Origin of the sequence: Gemmobacter serpentinus (assembly GCF_008973825.1) — a bacterium.
GTDB lineage: Bacteria > Pseudomonadota > Alphaproteobacteria > Rhodobacterales > Rhodobacteraceae > Gemmobacter > Gemmobacter serpentinus.
In genome coordinates, this window is the sequence record NZ_WCHR01000004.1 from 15,962 (window position 1) to 33,070 (window position 17,109).

General features: G+C 64.1%; 17 protein-coding genes. 9 read left to right on the top strand and 8 right to left on the bottom strand.

Annotation, left to right across the window (positions count from 1 at the left end; genetic code table 11):
• The first annotated feature begins 204 nt into the window (after positions 1–204).
• Entirely contained in the window at positions 205–1,365 is a 1,161-nt protein-coding gene (locus GBJ34_RS01310) for a DUF6456 domain-containing protein (protein WP_151717451.1), read from the top strand.
• Between the two features lie 120 nt (positions 1,366–1,485).
• Here GBJ34_RS01310 and GBJ34_RS01315 read toward each other — a convergent pair whose 3' ends face one another.
• Positions 1,486–2,172, bottom strand: coding sequence for an aquaporin (locus GBJ34_RS01315; RefSeq protein ID WP_151717452.1), 687 nt, complete (start codon positions 2,170–2,172; stop codon positions 1,486–1,488).
• 184 nt (positions 2,173–2,356) lie between these two features.
• Between GBJ34_RS01315 and lipA the strand changes: the two genes are divergently transcribed.
• The gene (gene lipA, locus GBJ34_RS01320) at positions 2,357–3,307 is read left to right on the top strand and encodes a lipoyl synthase (protein WP_151717453.1); all 951 of its coding nucleotides are present in this window, start codon (positions 2,357–2,359) and stop codon (positions 3,305–3,307) included.
• Between the two features lie 108 nt (positions 3,308–3,415).
• Here lipA and GBJ34_RS01325 read toward each other — a convergent pair whose 3' ends face one another.
• The 4 genes from GBJ34_RS01325 to hpt form a co-directional block, all read right to left on the bottom strand.
• Positions 3,416–3,700, bottom strand: coding sequence for an N-(5'-phosphoribosyl)anthranilate isomerase (locus tag GBJ34_RS01325; RefSeq protein WP_226341005.1), 285 nt, complete (start codon positions 3,698–3,700; stop codon positions 3,416–3,418).
• 134 nt (positions 3,701–3,834) lie between these two features.
• Complete coding sequence (locus GBJ34_RS01330; RefSeq protein ID WP_151717454.1) at positions 3,835–4,719, bottom strand: cytochrome c; 885 nt, start codon at positions 4,717–4,719, stop codon at positions 3,835–3,837.
• A gap of 77 nt (positions 4,720–4,796) precedes the next feature.
• Complete coding sequence (locus GBJ34_RS01335) at positions 4,797–5,306, bottom strand: mismatch-specific DNA-glycosylase (RefSeq protein ID WP_151717455.1); 510 nt, start codon at positions 5,304–5,306, stop codon at positions 4,797–4,799.
• Positions 5,307–5,376: 70 nt separating this feature from the next.
• Positions 5,377–5,916, bottom strand: a complete 540-nt coding sequence (gene hpt, locus GBJ34_RS01340) for a hypoxanthine phosphoribosyltransferase (protein WP_151717456.1) — start codon at positions 5,914–5,916, stop codon at positions 5,377–5,379.
• A 66-nt stretch (positions 5,917–5,982) separates the two neighbouring features.
• On the opposite strand from hpt, the gene GBJ34_RS01345 reads away from it, so the two are divergent.
• Complete coding sequence (locus tag GBJ34_RS01345; RefSeq protein ID WP_151717457.1) at positions 5,983–6,453, top strand: type II toxin-antitoxin system RatA family toxin; 471 nt, start codon at positions 5,983–5,985, stop codon at positions 6,451–6,453.
• A gap of 62 nt (positions 6,454–6,515) precedes the next feature.
• Positions 6,516–7,595: an AI-2E family transporter gene (locus tag GBJ34_RS01350; protein WP_151717458.1), complete on the top strand. Its 1,080-nt coding sequence runs from the start codon at positions 6,516–6,518 to the stop codon at positions 7,593–7,595.
• Here GBJ34_RS01350 and GBJ34_RS01355 read toward each other — a convergent pair.
• From GBJ34_RS01355 to GBJ34_RS01365, 3 genes are read right to left on the bottom strand one after another with little or no spacing between them, the layout of a single operon-like run.
• Positions 7,557–8,039 carry a CinA family protein gene (locus GBJ34_RS01355; RefSeq protein ID WP_151717640.1) on the bottom strand — a complete coding sequence of 161 codons (483 nt, stop codon included), beginning with the start codon at positions 8,037–8,039 and terminating at the stop codon, positions 7,557–7,559. The genes GBJ34_RS01350 and GBJ34_RS01355 overlap by 39 nt on opposite strands.
• Positions 8,040–8,044: 5 nt before the next feature.
• The gene (locus GBJ34_RS01360) at positions 8,045–8,551 is read right to left on the bottom strand and encodes a phosphatidylglycerophosphatase A family protein (protein ID WP_151717459.1); all 507 of its coding nucleotides are present in this window, start codon (positions 8,549–8,551) and stop codon (positions 8,045–8,047) included.
• A 9-nt stretch (positions 8,552–8,560) separates the two neighbouring features.
• Positions 8,561–9,682 (bottom strand): bifunctional 2-C-methyl-D-erythritol 4-phosphate cytidylyltransferase/2-C-methyl-D-erythritol 2,4-cyclodiphosphate synthase, encoded by a 1,122-nt coding sequence (locus GBJ34_RS01365; protein WP_151717460.1) that lies wholly within the window; start codon positions 9,680–9,682, stop codon positions 8,561–8,563.
• A 192-nt stretch (positions 9,683–9,874) separates the two neighbouring features.
• On the opposite strand from GBJ34_RS01365, the gene dusB reads away from it, so the two are divergent.
• The 5 genes from dusB to ntrX all read left to right on the top strand — a co-directional run bounded on the left by dusB (position 9,875) and on the right by ntrX (position 17,090).
• On the top strand, positions 9,875–10,855 hold the full coding sequence (gene dusB, locus GBJ34_RS01370) for a tRNA dihydrouridine synthase DusB (protein ID WP_151717461.1): 981 nt from the start codon (positions 9,875–9,877) through the stop codon (positions 10,853–10,855).
• A complete protein-coding gene (locus GBJ34_RS01375) occupies positions 10,852–11,955 on the top strand; it encodes a two-component system sensor histidine kinase NtrB (RefSeq protein ID WP_151717462.1) in 1,104 nt (367 codons plus the stop codon). Before dusB ends, GBJ34_RS01375 begins: the two co-directional genes overlap by 4 nt.
• A complete protein-coding gene (locus GBJ34_RS01380) occupies positions 11,955–13,319 on the top strand; it encodes a response regulator (protein WP_151717463.1) in 1,365 nt (454 codons plus the stop codon). The genes GBJ34_RS01375 and GBJ34_RS01380 overlap by 1 nt, the downstream gene beginning before the upstream one ends.
• 169 nt (positions 13,320–13,488) lie before the next feature.
• The gene (locus GBJ34_RS01385) at positions 13,489–15,696 is read left to right on the top strand and encodes a sensor histidine kinase NtrY-like (RefSeq protein ID WP_151717464.1); all 2,208 of its coding nucleotides are present in this window, start codon (positions 13,489–13,491) and stop codon (positions 15,694–15,696) included.
• The gene (ntrX, locus tag GBJ34_RS01390) at positions 15,693–17,090 is read left to right on the top strand and encodes a nitrogen assimilation response regulator NtrX (protein WP_151717465.1); all 1,398 of its coding nucleotides are present in this window, start codon (positions 15,693–15,695) and stop codon (positions 17,088–17,090) included. Before GBJ34_RS01385 ends, ntrX begins: the two co-directional genes overlap by 4 nt.
• Positions 17,091–17,109 lie beyond the last annotated feature (19 nt).

A 17,109-nucleotide genomic window follows, 5' to 3' on the forward strand; every position in this document is an offset into this window, starting at 1 on the left:
GTCACAACCTGCCGTTGCATCTCGCCCGAAAATACCGCGCGCCCTCACAGTGATTGTTTAGCATTTGGAAACAATTATCGGATCTGCGCCGATGGGGACGCGATTTGTTAACCATCGGGTAACCAATAGCCTCCCACGGTTGGATTTGTCCAAGTCGGTCAGCCCGCATCGGACACTCTGCCATGGGGGTGCAGAAGGAAGGCGATGGAACCTGAACTCAGCGCGGATATCACCTTGCCCAACTGGCTACCGGATGCCGTGCGGCTGTATCTGGATCACACCGGAGAAGGGCTTTCCCTGCGGAAACTGGCACAACGCGAGGGGGTAGCCGCCTCGACCGTGATGCGGCAGGTGCGCCGCTACGAGGCGCGGCGGGATGATCCGCTGGTGGATGAGGCGCTGGCCGCGCTGACACGCCATGCCGAAAAAGGTCCCATCGCCGCTGTCACCGGCAAGGAGGCCCCCGACATGACCGCGCCGCTGCGCATCGATCCCGGACATCTGGATGAGGCGGGCATCGCCCGCGAGGGGCGGCGCGTGTTGCGCCGTCTCGCCGAACCCGGCGCGGTGCTGGCCGTCGCCCCGGAAATGGAGAAGGCAGCCGTTCTGCGGAAAACCACGGATGGACGGATGGTGCAGACCGCGGTCCTTGAGCGGGCGGTGGCGCAGGCTTTTGCGCTGAAGGAATGGATCACCATCCGTAAGCAGCAGGGACGGCTGAGCACCTATGAACTGTCCTCGGCCGGGCGGCAGGCGCTGCGTCGTCTGGTCGAGGCCGAGGACCGGCGCCGCCACGGCCATCACGGCGATATGGGTATGGCCGAGGCGCAGACGCGTTTTCAGCCGGCAGCAGAGACGGAGGCCGCGCTGTCCGAGGCCGATGAGCGGTTGCGCCGGGCGCGGGTGATGCTGGCGGAAAGCCCGGTCGCTGTTCTGGCCCGGCGGCGCGACAAGGAGGGGCGGGTTTTTCTGGACCATGCGCTGGTGCAGGCGGCAGAGCGGCTGCGCGAGGATTTCGAATTGTCGCAGCTCGCGCCCCGTCATGTCTGGGATTGGGATGCGGTGGTGCGCGAGGCGGAACGCGCCGGGCATTCCGTGGTCAATCTGCTGGGCAGTCCGGTGGCGGGGGATCTCGGCAAACCCGGTCTTGCACGCGAAAGGGTTATTGCGGCGCTGCGCGATCTGGGCCCGGATCTGGCCGATGTCGCGCTTCGGGTATGTTGCCAGCTTTCCGGCATCGAAGGGGCAGAGCGGCGCATGGGATGGGCGGCGCGCTCGGGCAAGATCGTGTTGCGCATCGCCCTGTTGCGGTTGCGGATGCATTACGATCAGACCTATGGCCGGTCCGGGCCGCTGATCGGCTGAAACCGGGGGCGAAGACACCGTGCCCCAAACAGCTTCCGGCCGGATCGGACGACGCCCTGCGCGATAAAGTTGCCCCGCCGGAGCGATCCGGCGGGGCATGTATTTGCATATCCAGTGGGCTTAGTTATCGGCGCGGGTGAAGCCCAGGCCATAGACCAGCCCGGCCAATGCCCCACCGGCCAGCGGGGCCAGGATGAAGACCCAGAGATCGGCCAGGGCCTTGCCACCGACAAACAGCGCCGGGCCGATGGAGCGCGCGGGGTTCACCGACACGCCGGTAACCTGAATGCCCAGCAGATGGATCGCGGCCAGCGTCAGACCGATGGCCAGGCCTGCAAAGCCCGCCGTGGCTCCGGGCCCGGTTGCGCCCAGGATCACGGTGACGAAAAGGAAGGTTGCCACGCATTCGAACACCAGCGCCGCGCCAAGGCTGTATTCGCCCAGATAGCCCGCACCAAAGCCGTTCTGGCCAAGGCCAGTGCCCGCCACCGTATAATCGGCCTTGCCGCTGGCGATCATCAGCAAAATCGCCGCGCCGATGATGGCACCGACGATCTGGGCTGCGGCATAATAGATGAACTCTCCAACCGTCATGCGGCCTGCGGTCACCATACCCAGCGACACCGCCGGATTGAGATGCGCCCCCGAAATCGCGCCGATCCCGTAGGCCGCGGCCACGATGGCCAGACCAAAGGCCAGCGCAATGCCGGTCTGGCCGATCATGCTGCCGGCCAAGACGGCGGCACCACAGCCGAAAAGCACGAGGATCGCGGTTCCAAGCGCCTCGGCAATAAGTTTCTTCGGCATGATTACTCCTGTTCTACCTTTAAAATCCCTGACCGGATCTGGCGGCCGGTTGTCGCTATGGTCGGGGCGCAACCGGAAATGGTTCAATTCTCAACCATTGCCCGGGCACCGTATTTGCCGCAGTTGCCAGACCCTTGCAAAAGGCCTATGTCATGGGACAGGCGTCCGTCAGGGGGAAATTCCTATGCGCGATCTCAAGCTTCCCGATCAGCGGCACCCGGAAAAGGCACATCGGCCCGATCAGGAGCAGCCGAAGAAGCCGTCCTGGATCCGTGTCAAGGCCCCGACCTCGCAGGGTTACAAGGATACCCGCGATCTGCTGAAAGAACACAAGTTGGTGACGGTCTGCGAAGAGGCAGGCTGCCCCAATGTCGGCGAATGCTGGAGCCAGGGCCACGCCACCATGATGATCATGGGCGAGATCTGCACCCGTGGCTGCACATTCTGCAATGTGGCGACCGGCAAGCCGTCGTCGCTGGATGCATTCGAGCCGGGCCGGGTGGCCCATGCGGTGCAGAAACTGGGTCTGAACCATGTGGTGATCACCTCCGTCGACCGAGATGATCTGGAAGATGGCGGGGCCGATCACTTTGCGCAGACCATCCGCGCCATCCGCCACCGCGCGCCCAATACCACGATCGAGATCCTGACGCCCGACTTCCTGAAATGCGACAATCGCGCGCTGGAGGTGGTGGTCGAGGCGCGGCCGGATGTGTTCAACCACAATCTGGAAACCGTGCCGGGCCTTTACCCGACGGTGCGCCCCGGTGCGCGCTATTTCCACAGCCTGCGCCTTTTGCAGCGCGTGAAGGAATTGGACCCGAGCATTTTCACCAAATCGGGAATCATGGTCGGGCTCGGCGAAGACGGGCAGGGCGTGCGGCAGGTGATGGATGACATGCGCGCCGCCGATATCGATTTCCTGACCATCGGCCAATATCTGCAACCGACCTCCAAGCATCACCGGGTTGATCGTTTTGTCACGCCCGAGGAATTTGCGGCCTATGAGAAAGCCGCCTGGGGCAAGGGCTTCCTGATGGTCTCGGCGACGCCGCTGACCCGGTCAAGCTATCACGCGGGCGAGGATTTCGCACGGCTGCGCGATGCGCGCCTGCAAAAGCTCGGCCACGCCTGAGACGATCTTCGGCAACAGGCAATGGGCGATCCTTCGACGAAGGATCGCTTTTTTGTTGGCCCCGCCTTGCTGCGGATTTTCGTCGAAAATCCGTGTCTCGCCCAAAGTTCAGAACAGCACCTGCACCGGCCCGTTATGGCAGACCACGATGAACTGCTTGCCGGTGCAGATCAGGTGATAGTTGCGCGCGCCCACCTCATGGATGAAGCGGGCGCGGCCGATCTCGCGATCCACCCAAGCGACCGCCCGGCGCACCACGCCGCCTTGCGCGGCCCTTGCGGAAAAGATCTGTGTCAGCCATCGCTCGGCTTGCTCAGGCAAGATCTGTGCCGGGGCCGCAAGGCTCGCCATGCGGTAGGATTGCTGCGAAAGTGTGGGGGCCTCTGTCATCATGGCCGCAAGCCTGCCCGACTCAGGTTAAGGCGCGGTTAATCAAGACCGAGACGGCCATTCCGACCCTTGCGCCAAAGCCCTCGCCAGCCCAGGCCTCCAAACAAGCCCGCCCCCAAGCACGCGCAGAGTCTCGGTTACTCCGCCGCGGGCACCTTTTTCAGATAGGCCGCGACCGCCTGCCGATCGATCTCGGGCAGGCGCGCCATGTTTTCCACCACATGGGCCATATGGCCACCCACGCTGTCAAACTCGGGCGTGAAGCCGGTGGTCAGATATTCCACGATTTCTCCCTCGCTCCATTCCAGTTTCGCGGGGGTGATGTTCGGGATCGTGCCCTGACCCGACGGATTGGGCGCGCCTGCCAGCCAGCGCGACACCTCCATCCCGCCAAGCGCATTGCGCGGCGTGTGGCATTCACCGCAATGCGCCAAAGCCTCGGCGATATAGCGCCCGCGTGCCTGCACATCAGTCAGCGGATCGGGGATCGCCCAGTCATCGGTGAAGAACAGGAGTTTCCAGCCGCCAAGGCTGCGCCGGATGTTGAAGGGGAAACCCACCTGATGCGGTTGGCTTGCGGCATCGCTTTGCGGCAATCCGTCCATGAAGGCCTTCAGATCGGCCAGATCCTGCAGATCCATCTTGGCATAGGCCGTATAGGGGAAGGCGGGATAGTAATGCTGCCCTTCGGGCGACACGCCGCGCATCACCGCATTGGCGAAATCTTCCAGCGACCAACCACCGATCCCGGCGCTGGAGGGCGAGATATTCGGTGCGATGAAGGTGCCGAAATCGGAGGGGAAGCTTTGTCCCCCGGCCAGAACCAGCTCCTCCGCGCCGCTGGCACCCGGGGCCATATGGCAAGAGGCACAGCCTGCAGCCCAGAAGACCTGTTCACCCGCTGTCGCATCGCCGGCCAAGCCGGCGGTGGCGGAGGCGGGCAGGCGGGTCGGGGCGGTCAGAAACCATGCGGCGGCCCCGCCGAGGGCGGCGAGGGCGACAAGGCTGGGGATCAAGCGCATCTGGGCACCTCCTGGCTGGTGCCTAGCCTAACCCGGAACCTGTGCCCGCGTCATCGCGATTGCGTGATCGGGGAGGATTAACCCTGCAGACTGGCAGCGAAATCCTGCCAGATGCTTGCGTCGAAACTGCCCCGCGCCGCGCCCGAGGGCGAGGGCAGCGCCCAAAGGTCGATCCCCGCCAGTCGGACGTCGGGAGGAAGCCGCCCTGCGCGCAGGTCGGGCTGGCCAAGCGCCAGCCGGGCTGCGGTCAGGCTGGTAAAGGCCAAGGCATCGGGTTTGGCCGCGTTGATCCGCGCCATCAACCCCGGCGCATCCCAGGCCGATTTCGGGATTTCAGAATCCTGGCCAAAGGCGGTCTTTGCCAGATCGGTCAGCCCGAACCCCATACCCGGCAGCAGGTGATCTTCCTCCGGACGCATCAGGCGTGGCGTCAACCCGCAGGCAGCCAGCATCGGCCAGAAACGGTTGCCCGGCCCGGCATAGTAATGGCCGCGCCGGGCCGAGGCCGTGCCCGCCGCCGTGCCGCAAAACACCGCACGCAGCTTCGCGTCCTTTAGGCCGGATGCCAGCAGATCGGGCAAGATCATGCCGCAAGCCTTCCGCGATCCGTCATGCCTGAAAGCATCCTTTTGAGGAAGCGCCGCTTGGGCACGCGCGTCACTCAGGGAAGCGCACCTTGCCGATGAAGGGCAGGTTGCGGTGGCGCTGCGCATAATCCAGCCCATAGCCCACCACGAACTCATCGGGGATGGTGAAGCCGGTCCAAGTTGCCTTCACCTCGATCTCGCGGCGTGACGGTTTGTCGAGCAGGGCGCAGACCTCAAGCCGCTTGGGGCTGCGGCTTTCCAGCAGACGCTTCACATGGGTCAGGGTGAAACCGCTATCCACGATATCCTCGACCACCAGCACATCGCGCCCGGCGATCTCGCCGCGCAGATCCTTCAGGATCCGCACCTCCTTGGAACTGTGCAGCGCATTACCATAGCTGGAGGCCTCCAGAAAATCGACCTCGACCGGCAGGTCGATCTCGCGCATCAGGTCTGCCACGAACATGAACGACCCGCGCAAAAGGCCGACCACGACCAGCCGGTCGCTGCCCTTGTAATGGGCGGTGATCTCGGCACCGAGCGCCTCGACCCGTGCGGCGATGGCTTTGGCCGAGATGAAAGTATCAATCACATAAGGTCTGTCGGTCATGGCGGCCCCTTGATTTCTGGCGCGGGTTTACACATTACCTGAGAGGAAGTCACCTTTGGAAGATCGATGCCCTCGCACCACGAGAAACGCGTCCTGCCTTACAGCGCGCAACAGATGTATGACCTTGTTGCCGATGTCGCCGCCTATCCGAAATTCCTGCCCTGGACAGCGGCCGCGCGCATCCGGTCGCGCAAGCCCGGCCCGGTGGAGGGCAGCGAGGTGATGGAGGCCGATCTGGTGATCAGCTTCAAGGTATTCCGCGAGCGTTTCGGCAGCCGGGTCACGCTGTTTCCGGCCGCACAGAAGATCGATACCGAATATCTGGACGGACCGTTCAAATACCTGAAAAGCACCTGGTCCTTTCGGGATCTGGAGCCGGGCGCGGGCTGCGAGGTGGAGTTCTTTGTGGATTTCGAGTTCCGCAATGCCATTCTGCAGGGCATTATCGGATTGGTATTCAACGAGGCCATGATGCGGATCGTGAAAGCGTTTGAAGCGCGCGCGGTCACGCTTTACGGGCCGGGCCACAGCGCCTGAACCGGGGTCTGAACAGGTGGGGTCGCCAGAGATGATGGGCCTGAAGATCATGGCTGAAAATCATGGATGAATCACCCCGAGGGGATGCCCCTGCCGTCATCACCGCCTTTGCAGCGGCGGGGCTGGTTGCGCTGACCGTTCTGGCACTGGTTCTGGCGCGCGACATCCTGATCCCGCTGGCCTTCGCGCTGATCGTGGCCTTCATTCTTTGGGCGCTGGTGGACTGGATGGGCCGGGTGCCGGTGCTGCGCCGCCTGCCGGCCCTGGCGCGCCATGTCGCGGTCCTCGCGGTCTTTGCGCTGGTGCTGGTGCTGGCGGTGACCACGCTGCGAAATACCGTGGAAAAGCTGCGCCACGACCTGCCGCAATACAGCGCCAATATCGACACGCTGGTCACGGGGCTGGATCAGCGTTTCGGGCTGGAGGCGCATCTGCCTGGCGGCCTGAAACGCGTGGTGACCACCGATATCGATCTGGAAGGGTTGGCGCGGCAAGCCTTGGCTGACGCAGGCAGCTTTGGCGGCTTGCTGGTGCTGACGGCCCTTTATACCACCTTTCTGCTGCTGGAATATGGTGGGCTGCAAAGGAAGCTGCAGCTGGCCTTCCCCGAGGGGGATCGCGCCAGCCGCCTGATGGCCCTTGGCACCGAGATCAACCGCCGCATCGGGGGATTTCTGGCGGTGCGGACCCTTATCAATCTGGCGCTCGGCGTGATGTCCTGGCTGGGCCTAAGATGGATGGGGGTGGAATTTGCCGGGTTCTGGGCGATCTTCATCGCGATCCTTGGCTATACACCCTATCTTGGCACCGTGCTTGGAGTGGGGGCCCCTTCGCTGATGGCATTGGTGCAGACCGGCGATCTGCGCCACGCCGTTCTGACCGGGGCCATGCTGGCGCTGATGCAGTTCATCCTTGGATCGCTGGTCGAGCCGCGCGTGATGGGGCGGCGGATCAATCTCAGCCCGTTGATGGTGCTGATCTCGCTTGCGGTCTGGTTCGCGCTCTGGGGCCTGCCCGGCGCAGTGCTGGCAGTGCCGATGACGGTCAGCATTCTGGCGGCGCTTGGTGCCTGGCCCGCCACGCGGCCGGTGGCGATCCTGTTGTCACATGATGGCAGGATCGGTGAGCGCGGTGAGAAGTAACCCCAGCGCGTGATCGCGGGTGGCCGCGCGCACGCCGGCCCGGCCCAGCGCGCCAAATTCCACCGTTTCAACCCGCGTGGGGTGGCCTGCGCGCGCAAGGCCGAAGCAGACGCGCCCCTCGGGCTTGTGCTCTGATCCGCCCGGGCCTGCGATGCCGGTGACCGAGACCGCAAGCGTTGCACCGGAATGCGCCAAGGCACCTTCGGCCATTTCGCGGGCAACCTGTTCCGACACCGCGCCAAATTCATCCAGTGTGGTTGCCTGCACGCCCAGCATCTCGCGCTTGGCGGCATTGGAATAGGTGATGAAGCCGCGATCCACCACCGCCGACGACCCGGCAATATCGGTCAGCGCCGCGACGATCATGCCGCCGGTGCAGCTTTCGGCGGTGGCGATCATGAGGCCGTGGGCGCGGGCTTTCTCAAGGATCTGTTCTGCAAGCATGGGCATCAGCCGATCATCGGTTTCAGCCAGATGTGATAGACGGCCGCCAGAATGACCGAGCCGATCCCGGCAAAAAGCCCCGCCCAAAGATCATCCAGCATGACCCCTGCCGCATCGCCGCGCCGATCCGCGCGGCCGATGATCCAGGGCTTCCAGATGTCGAACAGCCGGAACAGCAGGAAGGGCACGGCCCAGCCCGGCCAGGCACCGAAGGTCAGTGCCTCGACATTATGCGACCAGAGCGGAATGAAGGTGAAAGACAGCGCCAGCCACTGACCCGCCACCTCGTCAATCACCACCTCGGATGGATCGCTGCTGGTGCTGGTGGCCAGATAGCGCGGCACGGCCCAGAAGCCTGCGACTGTGGCCAGCACCGCCGCGACCGGAACCAGAAGGGCAAGCCCGGCCTCATAGGCGGCAACCGCCAGCACGACGGCGGCAACCGATCCCCAGGTGCCCGGCGCGGGACGCAGGTTTCCGATGCCGAAGAAAGTGGCGACAAGCGCGGTCATGGTCTGTCCTTATCGTTGCAACAACGTGGCGGTGGCGATGGCGGCAATACCTTCCTCGCGGCCGGTAAAGCCCAGGCGTTCGGATGTGGTGGCCTTGACCGAAACACGCGACGCCTCCACCCCCATGATGTCGGCAAGCCGCGCCTGCATCGCTGTGGCATATGGCCCCACCTTGGGCCGCTCGCAGATCAGCGTCACGTCACAATTTGTCAGCGCATAGCCCATCTCGGTAGCAAGGTTGATCGCGTGTTCCAGAAAGATATGGCTGGCAGCACCTTTCCATTGCGGATCGGAGGGCGGGAAATGCCGCCCGATATCGCCCATGGCCAGCGCGCCATAGATCGCATCGGTCAGCGCGTGCATCCCGACATCGGCATCGGAATGGCCGAGCAGCGCCTTGTCATGCGGCACCTTCACGCCGCAAAGCCAGACATGATCGCCTTCGGTGAAGGCGTGAACGTCAAAGCCATTGCCCAGCCGGATATCCATGCCGCGCCCTTTCAAGATGGCCTCCGCCCGGGCGAAATCCTCGGGGAAGGTAAGTTTCAGATTGCTTTCCTCACCCGCCACGATGGTGACGGGCAGACCTGCGGCGCGCGCCACTTCCACATCATCGGCGGCCCCGCCGGGATGGGCGCGATGCGCGGCCAGGATCGGATCATAGTGAAAGCCCTGCGGCGTCTGTGCGCGGAACAGGCCGTCCCGCGATTGGGTGCCGCTGACCGCGCCATTCTCTCCGCGCCACAGCGCATCCGTCACGGCAAGGGCGGGGGCCGCAGCAGGCCCCGCATCAAGCGCGGCCTGAATACGCGCGATCTGGAGGCCAGAGACCAGCGGGCGCGCACCATCATGGATCAACACGCGGGTCACAGCGCGCCCTTGCAGCGCCTCCAGCGCGTTGCGCACCGATTGCGCCCGGTCTGCGCCGCCATTCACGACAAGATCAGCGGGCAGGCCCTGCGCGCGGGCGCGATCATCTGGATGGATCACCAGCACACGGAAATAACCCTGAAATGCCCGCAATGTATGCCCCAGAACCGGCTGGCCGGCCAGCATCTGCCATTGCTTGGGGATTTCTCCGCCTGCGCGGGTGCCACGCCCTGCGGCAACGATGATGGCGGCTGTGGTCATGCGGCTCTCCTTCGCTCTTTCCTAGGCCATGGTGCAGCGCATGACAATGCGGCGGCAAATGCCTCGCATTGTGCTCAATATTTGTGCATATCCGGTATTGCGCCCAAATATGCGGCGCGATGTCCCTGTCTTGTCGTTGCCACAGGCAGAGGGCATGTCTAGCTGCTGAATTAACAGACAAGGAAGCCTGCGGTGTCGCTGCGTCTTGATCAGATCGAACTTGCCCCCCCGGTGCTGCTGGCACCGCTTGCCGGGATCACCGACCTGCCGTTCCGGCGGTTGGTGGCATCTTTCGGCGCGGGCCTTGTGGTCAGCGAGATGGTCGCCAGTCAGGAGGTCGTGCAGGCACGTCCGCTGGCGCGGGCGCGGGCCGAGCTTGGTTTTGAAGATGCGGCCACATCGGTGCAACTGGCGGGGCGCGAGCCTTATTGGATGGCCGAGGCCGCGAAATATGTCGAAGGGCAGGGGGCGCGGGTCATCGACATCAACATGGGCTGCCCCGCAAAGAAGGTGACCAATGGCTATTCCGGCTCGGCCTTGATGAAGGATCTCGACCACGCCTTGAAGCTGATCGAGGCGGTCGTGGGCGCGGTCAAGGTGCCCGTCACCTTGAAAACCCGGCTGGGCTGGGATGATGCGGTGCTGAACGCGCCGGAGCTGGCCCGCCGGGCCGAGGGGGCGGGCGTGCGCATGGTCACCATCCATGGCCGCACGCGCTGTCAGTTCTACAAGGGGCAGGCCGATTGGGCTGCAATCCGGGCGGTGAAGGACGCGGTCCGCGTGCCGCTGATTGCCAATGGCGATATCACCGGCCCCGGGGCGGCGGCCGAGGCGCTGCGCCTGTCGGGCGCCGATGGCGTGATGATCGGGCGCGGCGCGCAGGGCCGGCCCTGGCTGCTGGCGCAGGTGGCGGCGGCGCTATACGGGCGTCCTGCGCCGGTGGTGCCGCAGCGTGATGCGCTGGCTGACATGATCGTGGCACATTACGAGGCCATGCTTGATTTCTACGGGCCGGAACTCGGCATCAAGATCGCCCGCAAACATCTGGGCTGGTATCTGGAAATGGCCGGGCTGGAAGATGCCCGTGGCCCGGTCCTGACCAGCGACACGCCCGCCGAGGTGATCCGGCTGATCCGGGCGGCCTTTGCCCGACAGGAAAGGGAGGCCGCATGAAGGGCTATCGTCAACCCTATCCGGTGCCGGGGGTGATCTGGGCATCTTTACCGATCCCGGCGCTGCTGATCGACGAGGCAGACCGTATTCTTGAGACCAACCCGGCGGCGGAGCTGTTCCTGAACGCCTCTTCGCGCAGCCTGAAGGGCCAGCCGCTGTTCGACCGCATCCATATTGATGCCGAGATGGACGAGGCCTGCGCCCGCGCCCGCGCCAATCAATCCGCCCTGTTCATCAATGATGTCGATGTGACCAACGGGGAAAAGCCGCCCATGCAATGCACGGTGCAGGTGGCCCCGATGGCAGACAACCCCGACCTTCTGATGCTGCTGATTTCCCCGCGCGAGATTGCCGACCGGCTGGGCAGGGCGGGGGCTGCCAAGACGGCCGCAAAATCGGCGATCGGCATGGCCGAGATGCTGGCGCATGAGATCAAGAACCCTCTGGCCGGGATTTCGGGGGCGGCGCAGCTTTTGTCGATGAACCTGTCGCCTGAGGATCAGGAACTGACCGATCTGATCGTCGAGGAAACCCGCCGCATCGTGAAGCTGCTGGAACAGGTGGAGCAATTCGGCAATCTGCGTCCGCCAGAGCGCCGCGCGGTGAATATCCATGACGCGCTGGACCGTGCGCGCAAATCCGCGCTGGTGGGCTTTGCCGCGCAGATGCGCTTTGTCGAGGAATACGACCCCTCATTGCCGCCGACATTCGCCGATCCCGATCAACTGATGCAGGTCTTCCTGAACCTGATCAAGAACGCGGCCGAGGCATCGGGCGGCGCGGGCGGCACCATCACCTTGCGCACCCGGTTCGACCTGTCGCTGCGCCTGCGGCGCAAGGATGGCACCGGCAAGGCGCTGCCCCTGCAGATCGAGATCATCGATGATGGCCCGGGCCTGCCGCCGGGCATCGCCGACGAGATTTTCGAGCCCTTCGTTTCGGGCAAGGAAAACGGCACCGGCCTGGGCCTTGCGCTGGTGTCCAAGATCATCACCGAACATGACGGCTGGATCTCGGTCGACTCGGTGCCGGGGCGCACGGTGTTCCGCGTTTCGTTGCCCGTGTCGCCCAAGGAATTGCAGAAGAAGGAAGCTGAGTGATGGATGGCACGGTTCTGGTTGCCGATGACGACCGCACGATCCGCACGGTTCTGACCCAGGCGCTGACCCGGGCAGGGTGCAAGGTGCACGCCACCTCTTCGCTGGTGACGCTGATGCGTTGGGTGGAGGAAGGCAAGGGCGATCTGGTGATCTCGGATGTGATCATGCCCGATGGCAATGGGCTGGAGGCGCTGCCGCGCATCGGCAAGATGCGCCCCGGCCTGCCGGTGATCGTGATTTCGGCGCAGAACACGATCATGACCGCCATTCAGGCCGCCGAGGCCGAGGCGTTCGATTACCTGCCCAAGCCCTTTGACCTGCCCGATCTGATGAAACGGTCGGCGCGCGCGCTGGATGTGAAGCGCCGCAGCCCCAAGGCCGCCCCGGCCCCGCGTGACGGCGGTGATGATCTGCCGCTGGTCGGGCGCACGCCCGCAATGCAGGCGCTTTATCGGTTGGTCGCGCGGGTGATGAACACCGATCTGCCGGTGCTGATCACCGGCGAAAGTGGCACCGGAAAGTCGCTGATCGCGCGGGCGATCCATGATTTTTCCGACCGCCGCACCATGCCTTTCGTGGTGGCGCAGGCCGCCGATCTCGCCTCGATGGAGGGGCCGGCGCAACTTTTGTCGCGGGCGCGCGGCGGCAGTCTGGTCTTTGACGAAGTGTCGGATCTCGAGGACGAGGCGCAGGCGCGTATCGTGCGGATGCTGGACATGCTGGGCGACAATGCACCGCGCATCATGGCGACCAGCCAAAGCGATCTGGCCAACCGGATGGAGGCGGGCAAGTTCCGTCAGGATCTGTTCTACCGTCTGGGCGGGGTGACGCTGCATGTGCCGAGCTTGCGCGAACGCGTCGATGACATCCCGCTGCTGGCCGAGCATTTTCTGGCGCGCGGCGAGCGTGATTTCGGCACGATCCGCCGCCTGTCCAATGACGCGCGCGAACTGGTCCGCGCCTATAGCTGGCCCGGCAATGTGCGCCAGCTGGAAAACACCCTGAAACGGCTCATGGTGACCTCATCCGAGGCCGAGATTTCGCGAACCGAGGTCGAGGCCGCCCTTGGCAGCCAGCCCTTGCCAGAGCCGATGAAGGGCGTGGGCGAGGGCGACAAGCTGTCCGCATCTGTAGCGCGCCACCTGAAACGCTATTTCGATCTGCATGGCGGACAATTGCCGCCCGCCGGGGTTTACAACCGCATTTTGCGCGAAGTTGAGGCCCCGTTGATCGAGATCGCGCTGGATGCGACGGGCGGCAATCAGGCTAGATGTGCTGATCTTTTGGGGATCAATCGCAATACTTTGCGCAAGAAGATCACCGAGCTGGATATTCGCGTGACACGCCGTCGCAAGCTGATGTAAAACCGCAACATATCGCGTGACATTCCGGCCATGTGCCGAATCTCACGCAGGATATGGCAGCGGGGCCACAGGTGCCCTCAGGATTTCGGGGGCGGCGGGGCTTTTGCGGGCGGCATCGGCAAGCAATACATGGCTGACCAAGCTGTCGCGGCTGCGGCGGCAACGGCGGATGCAGACGCTGGGCACGCTGGGTCTGGTGCTGTTGGGGCCCGCCTTGGTGGTGGGCACACTTTTGGTGCTGGGGCCGTTGAACACCAGTACCGGCGGCGCGGGGCTGCGGCTGATCCTGCTGGTGGATTTCATCTATGTGCTGATCATCGCGGCGATGGTCTCGGCCCGGGTCATGCGCATGGTGGCCGACCGCCGCCGCAAATCTGCCGGATCGCGCTTGCACCTGCGGCTGACCGGCGTTTTTGCGCTGGTGGCGTTTCTGCCGACGGTTCTGGTTGCGGTCTTTGCCGTTCTGACGGTGAATGTGGGCCTTGAGGGCTGGTTCTCGGACCGCGTGCAGCGGGTGGTCGGTGCCTCGTTGGAGGCCGCCGAGGCCTATGAGCGCGAACAGCGCGGCGATCTGCTGGAAGATGCCGAGGCGCTGGCCGCCTATTTCAACGTGATGAAGCAATCGAGCTTCTTCATGGATGACGGGCGGCTGCGCGTCCTGTTGACCGAGGCACAAAAGAACGTGCAGCGCGGCTTGCGTGAGGCCTATCTGATCGATGGGATCGGCGATCTGAAATCGCGCGGCCAGAACTCCTACCTTTTCGATTTTGAACGCCCCTCGCCGGAACAGCTTGCCCGCGCCACCATGGGCGAGGTGGTGGTGATTCAGGATTGGGAGAACAACGAATTTCGCGCCCTGGTCCATCTGGATGCCTTTGCAGATCGGTTTCTCTATATCTCGCGTCAGGTCGATGGCGCGCTTTTGAGCCTGCTGGACGAGACCAAGGAACAGGTCCGACTTTACCAGCAGGTCGAGAAGGCGCGCGGCTCCATCCTGTTCGGGGTGGGCCTGCTTTATCTGGGCTTTGCGCTGATCCTGATTTTGGCGGCGGTCTGGCTGGGCCTGTGGTTCGCGGAACGCCTGTCGCTTCCTGTGGGGCGGCTGGCGGCGGCGGCCGAAAAGGTCGGCGAGGGCAATCTGGATATCCGCGTGATCGAGGAAGAGGGCGATGACGAGATCGCTATGCTGGGCCGCATCTTCAACCAGATGACCCTGCAATTGAAGGGCCAGCGCAATGCCTTGGTGGAAACCCATCGGCAAGAGGAAACCCGCAGGCGGCTGTTCGATTCCGTGCTGTCATCGGTCACCGCCGGGGTGATCGGGCTTGATGCCGATGGCGATGTGGATTTCGTCAACCGTGCGGCGCAGCGTCTGCTGGACTTTGCCGATGGTCAGACCGATGTGGCATTGCCGGTGGCTGTGCCGGAATTCGGTGCGTTGTTTGAACGTCTGCGCGAAGGAGGCGGTGCTACGGTGCAAGAGGAAATCCGCCTGTCCCGCAAGGGCCGGATGGAAATCCTGCTGGTGCGGATGGCCACGCGGCAAAGCACCTCGGGCGCGCTGGAAGGCTATGTCGTGACCTTTGACGATGTGACCGATCTGGTTTCGGCGCAGCGCATGGCGGCCTGGGGGGATGTGGCCCGCCGCATCGCGCATGAGATCAAGAATCCGCTCACGCCGATCCAGCTTTCGGCCGAACGCATCAAACGCAAGTTCCGCCGCGAGGTGGCCGAACCGGCTGAGCTGGAACAGCTTGCCGATGTGATCGTGCGTCAGACGAATGATCTGCGCCATATCGTCGACGAGTTCTCCAAATTTGCCCGGATGCCAGAGCCCGACCGGCGCGAGACCGATCTGGTGAAGATCCTGCGCGATGCGGTTACCTTGCAAGCCGCGGGCCAGCCGGGGGTAACGATCTCCGCCGATCTGCCGCAGGGGCCGCTGCTGATGGAACTGGATGCGACAATGATCGGGCAGGCATTGACCAATCTGATCAAGAATGCGGGCGAGGCCATCGAGGGGCAGATCGAGAAGGGCGCGCCCGAGGGCTATGCGCCCGAGATCCGCATTGCACTTGCGGTGGATGACGAGGCGGTCGTGCTGACCATCGTCGACAATGGCTGTGGCTTGCCGGTCGACCGCTCGCGCCTGTTTGAGCCCTATGTCACGACGCGCGAGAAGGGCACGGGGCTTGGCCTTGCCATCGTGAAGAAGATTATCGAGGAACATGGCGGCAGCTTGGCCCTGTCAGACGCGCCGCCCTTTGCAGCAAATGCCCATTCCGGGGCGCAGGCGGAAATCCGTCTGCCGCGCGAGATCGCGCGCACGGCCCGCAGGAACAGGCTGTCAGCCGTGGGAGGCCAGGGGGACGCATGAGTATTCTCATTGTCGATGACGAACGCGATATCCGGGAACTGATCGGGGATATCCTGAAGGATGAGGGGTTTACGGTCCGGCTGGCGGCCAATGCCGATGAATGCATGGCGGCGATCAATGCCGAGGCGCCCTCGCTGATGATCCTTGATATCTGGCTGAAGGACAGCCGGATGGACGGGATCGATATCCTGAAGACGGTGAAGCGCGACAACCCGGATGTGCCGGTGGTCATCATCTCGGGGCATGGCAATATCGAGATCGCGGTGGCGGCGATCAAGCAAGGCGCATATGACTTCATCGAAAAACCGTTCAATATCGACCAGTTGATGGTCGTGGTCAGCCGGGCGATGGAAACCTCGCGCCTGCGCCGCGAAAACAACGAATTGCGCCGCCGCGATGTGAACTCATCCGAGATGCTGGGCGGATCGGCGGCCTTCCGGATGCTGAAAAGCAATCTCGACAAGGTGACCAAATCCAATGGCCGGGTCATGCTGACCGGCCCTGCCGGATCGGGCAAGGAGATGGCCGCGCGCTATATCCATGCCCATTCCAACCGGGCGGGCGCGCCTTTCGTGACGGTGGGCTCCGCCGCGATCGAGCCCGACCGGATGGAAGAGGTGCTGTTCGGGCGCGAGACCCCGGAACGCGGGGTGGAGCCAGGGCTGCTGGAGCAGGCGCATGGCGGCATCGTCTATTTCGACGAGGTCGCCGATATGCCGCTTGGCACGCAATCCAAGATCCTGCGGGTGCTGGTGGAGCAGCAATTCACCCGCGCAGGCGGGCAGGACCGGGTGCGCGTCGATCTGCGGGTGATTTCCTCGACCACGCGCGACCTGCGCAGCGAGATCGCGGCGGGCCGTTTCCGGCAGGAGCTTTATGACCGCCTGAATGTGGTGCCGATTGCGGTGCCGGCACTGGAGGAGCGGCGCGAGGATATCCCGGAACTGACCCGGCATTTCATCGACCTGTTCCACCGCAGCCAGGGCCTGCCGCAGCGCGATCTGACGCAGGACGCCGAGGCGATGCTGCAAACCATGCGCTGGCCGGGCAATGTGCGCCAGCTCCGCAATGTGATCGAGCGGGTGCTGATCCTGGGCGAAGGGTCTGGCCCCATCGAGGCGCGCGAGCTGCCCGGGCAGGATTCGGGCAGCGGCGAGGATGGCAAGCTGATCATCGGCGGCGCGCTGGCAACCCTGCCGCTGCGCGAGGCGCGTGAACTGTTCGAGAAGGAATATCTGCTGACCCAGATCAACCGTTTCGGCGGCAATATCAGCCGCACCGCCGCCTTTGTCGGCATGGAGCGCAGCGCGCTGCACCGCAAGCTGAAATCGCTTGGCGTGGTGACCGGCGCCAAGGGCCGCGGTGCTGACGGCGATGATGAGGGCGAGGAATAGGGGCGGCTCTGGCCGCCGG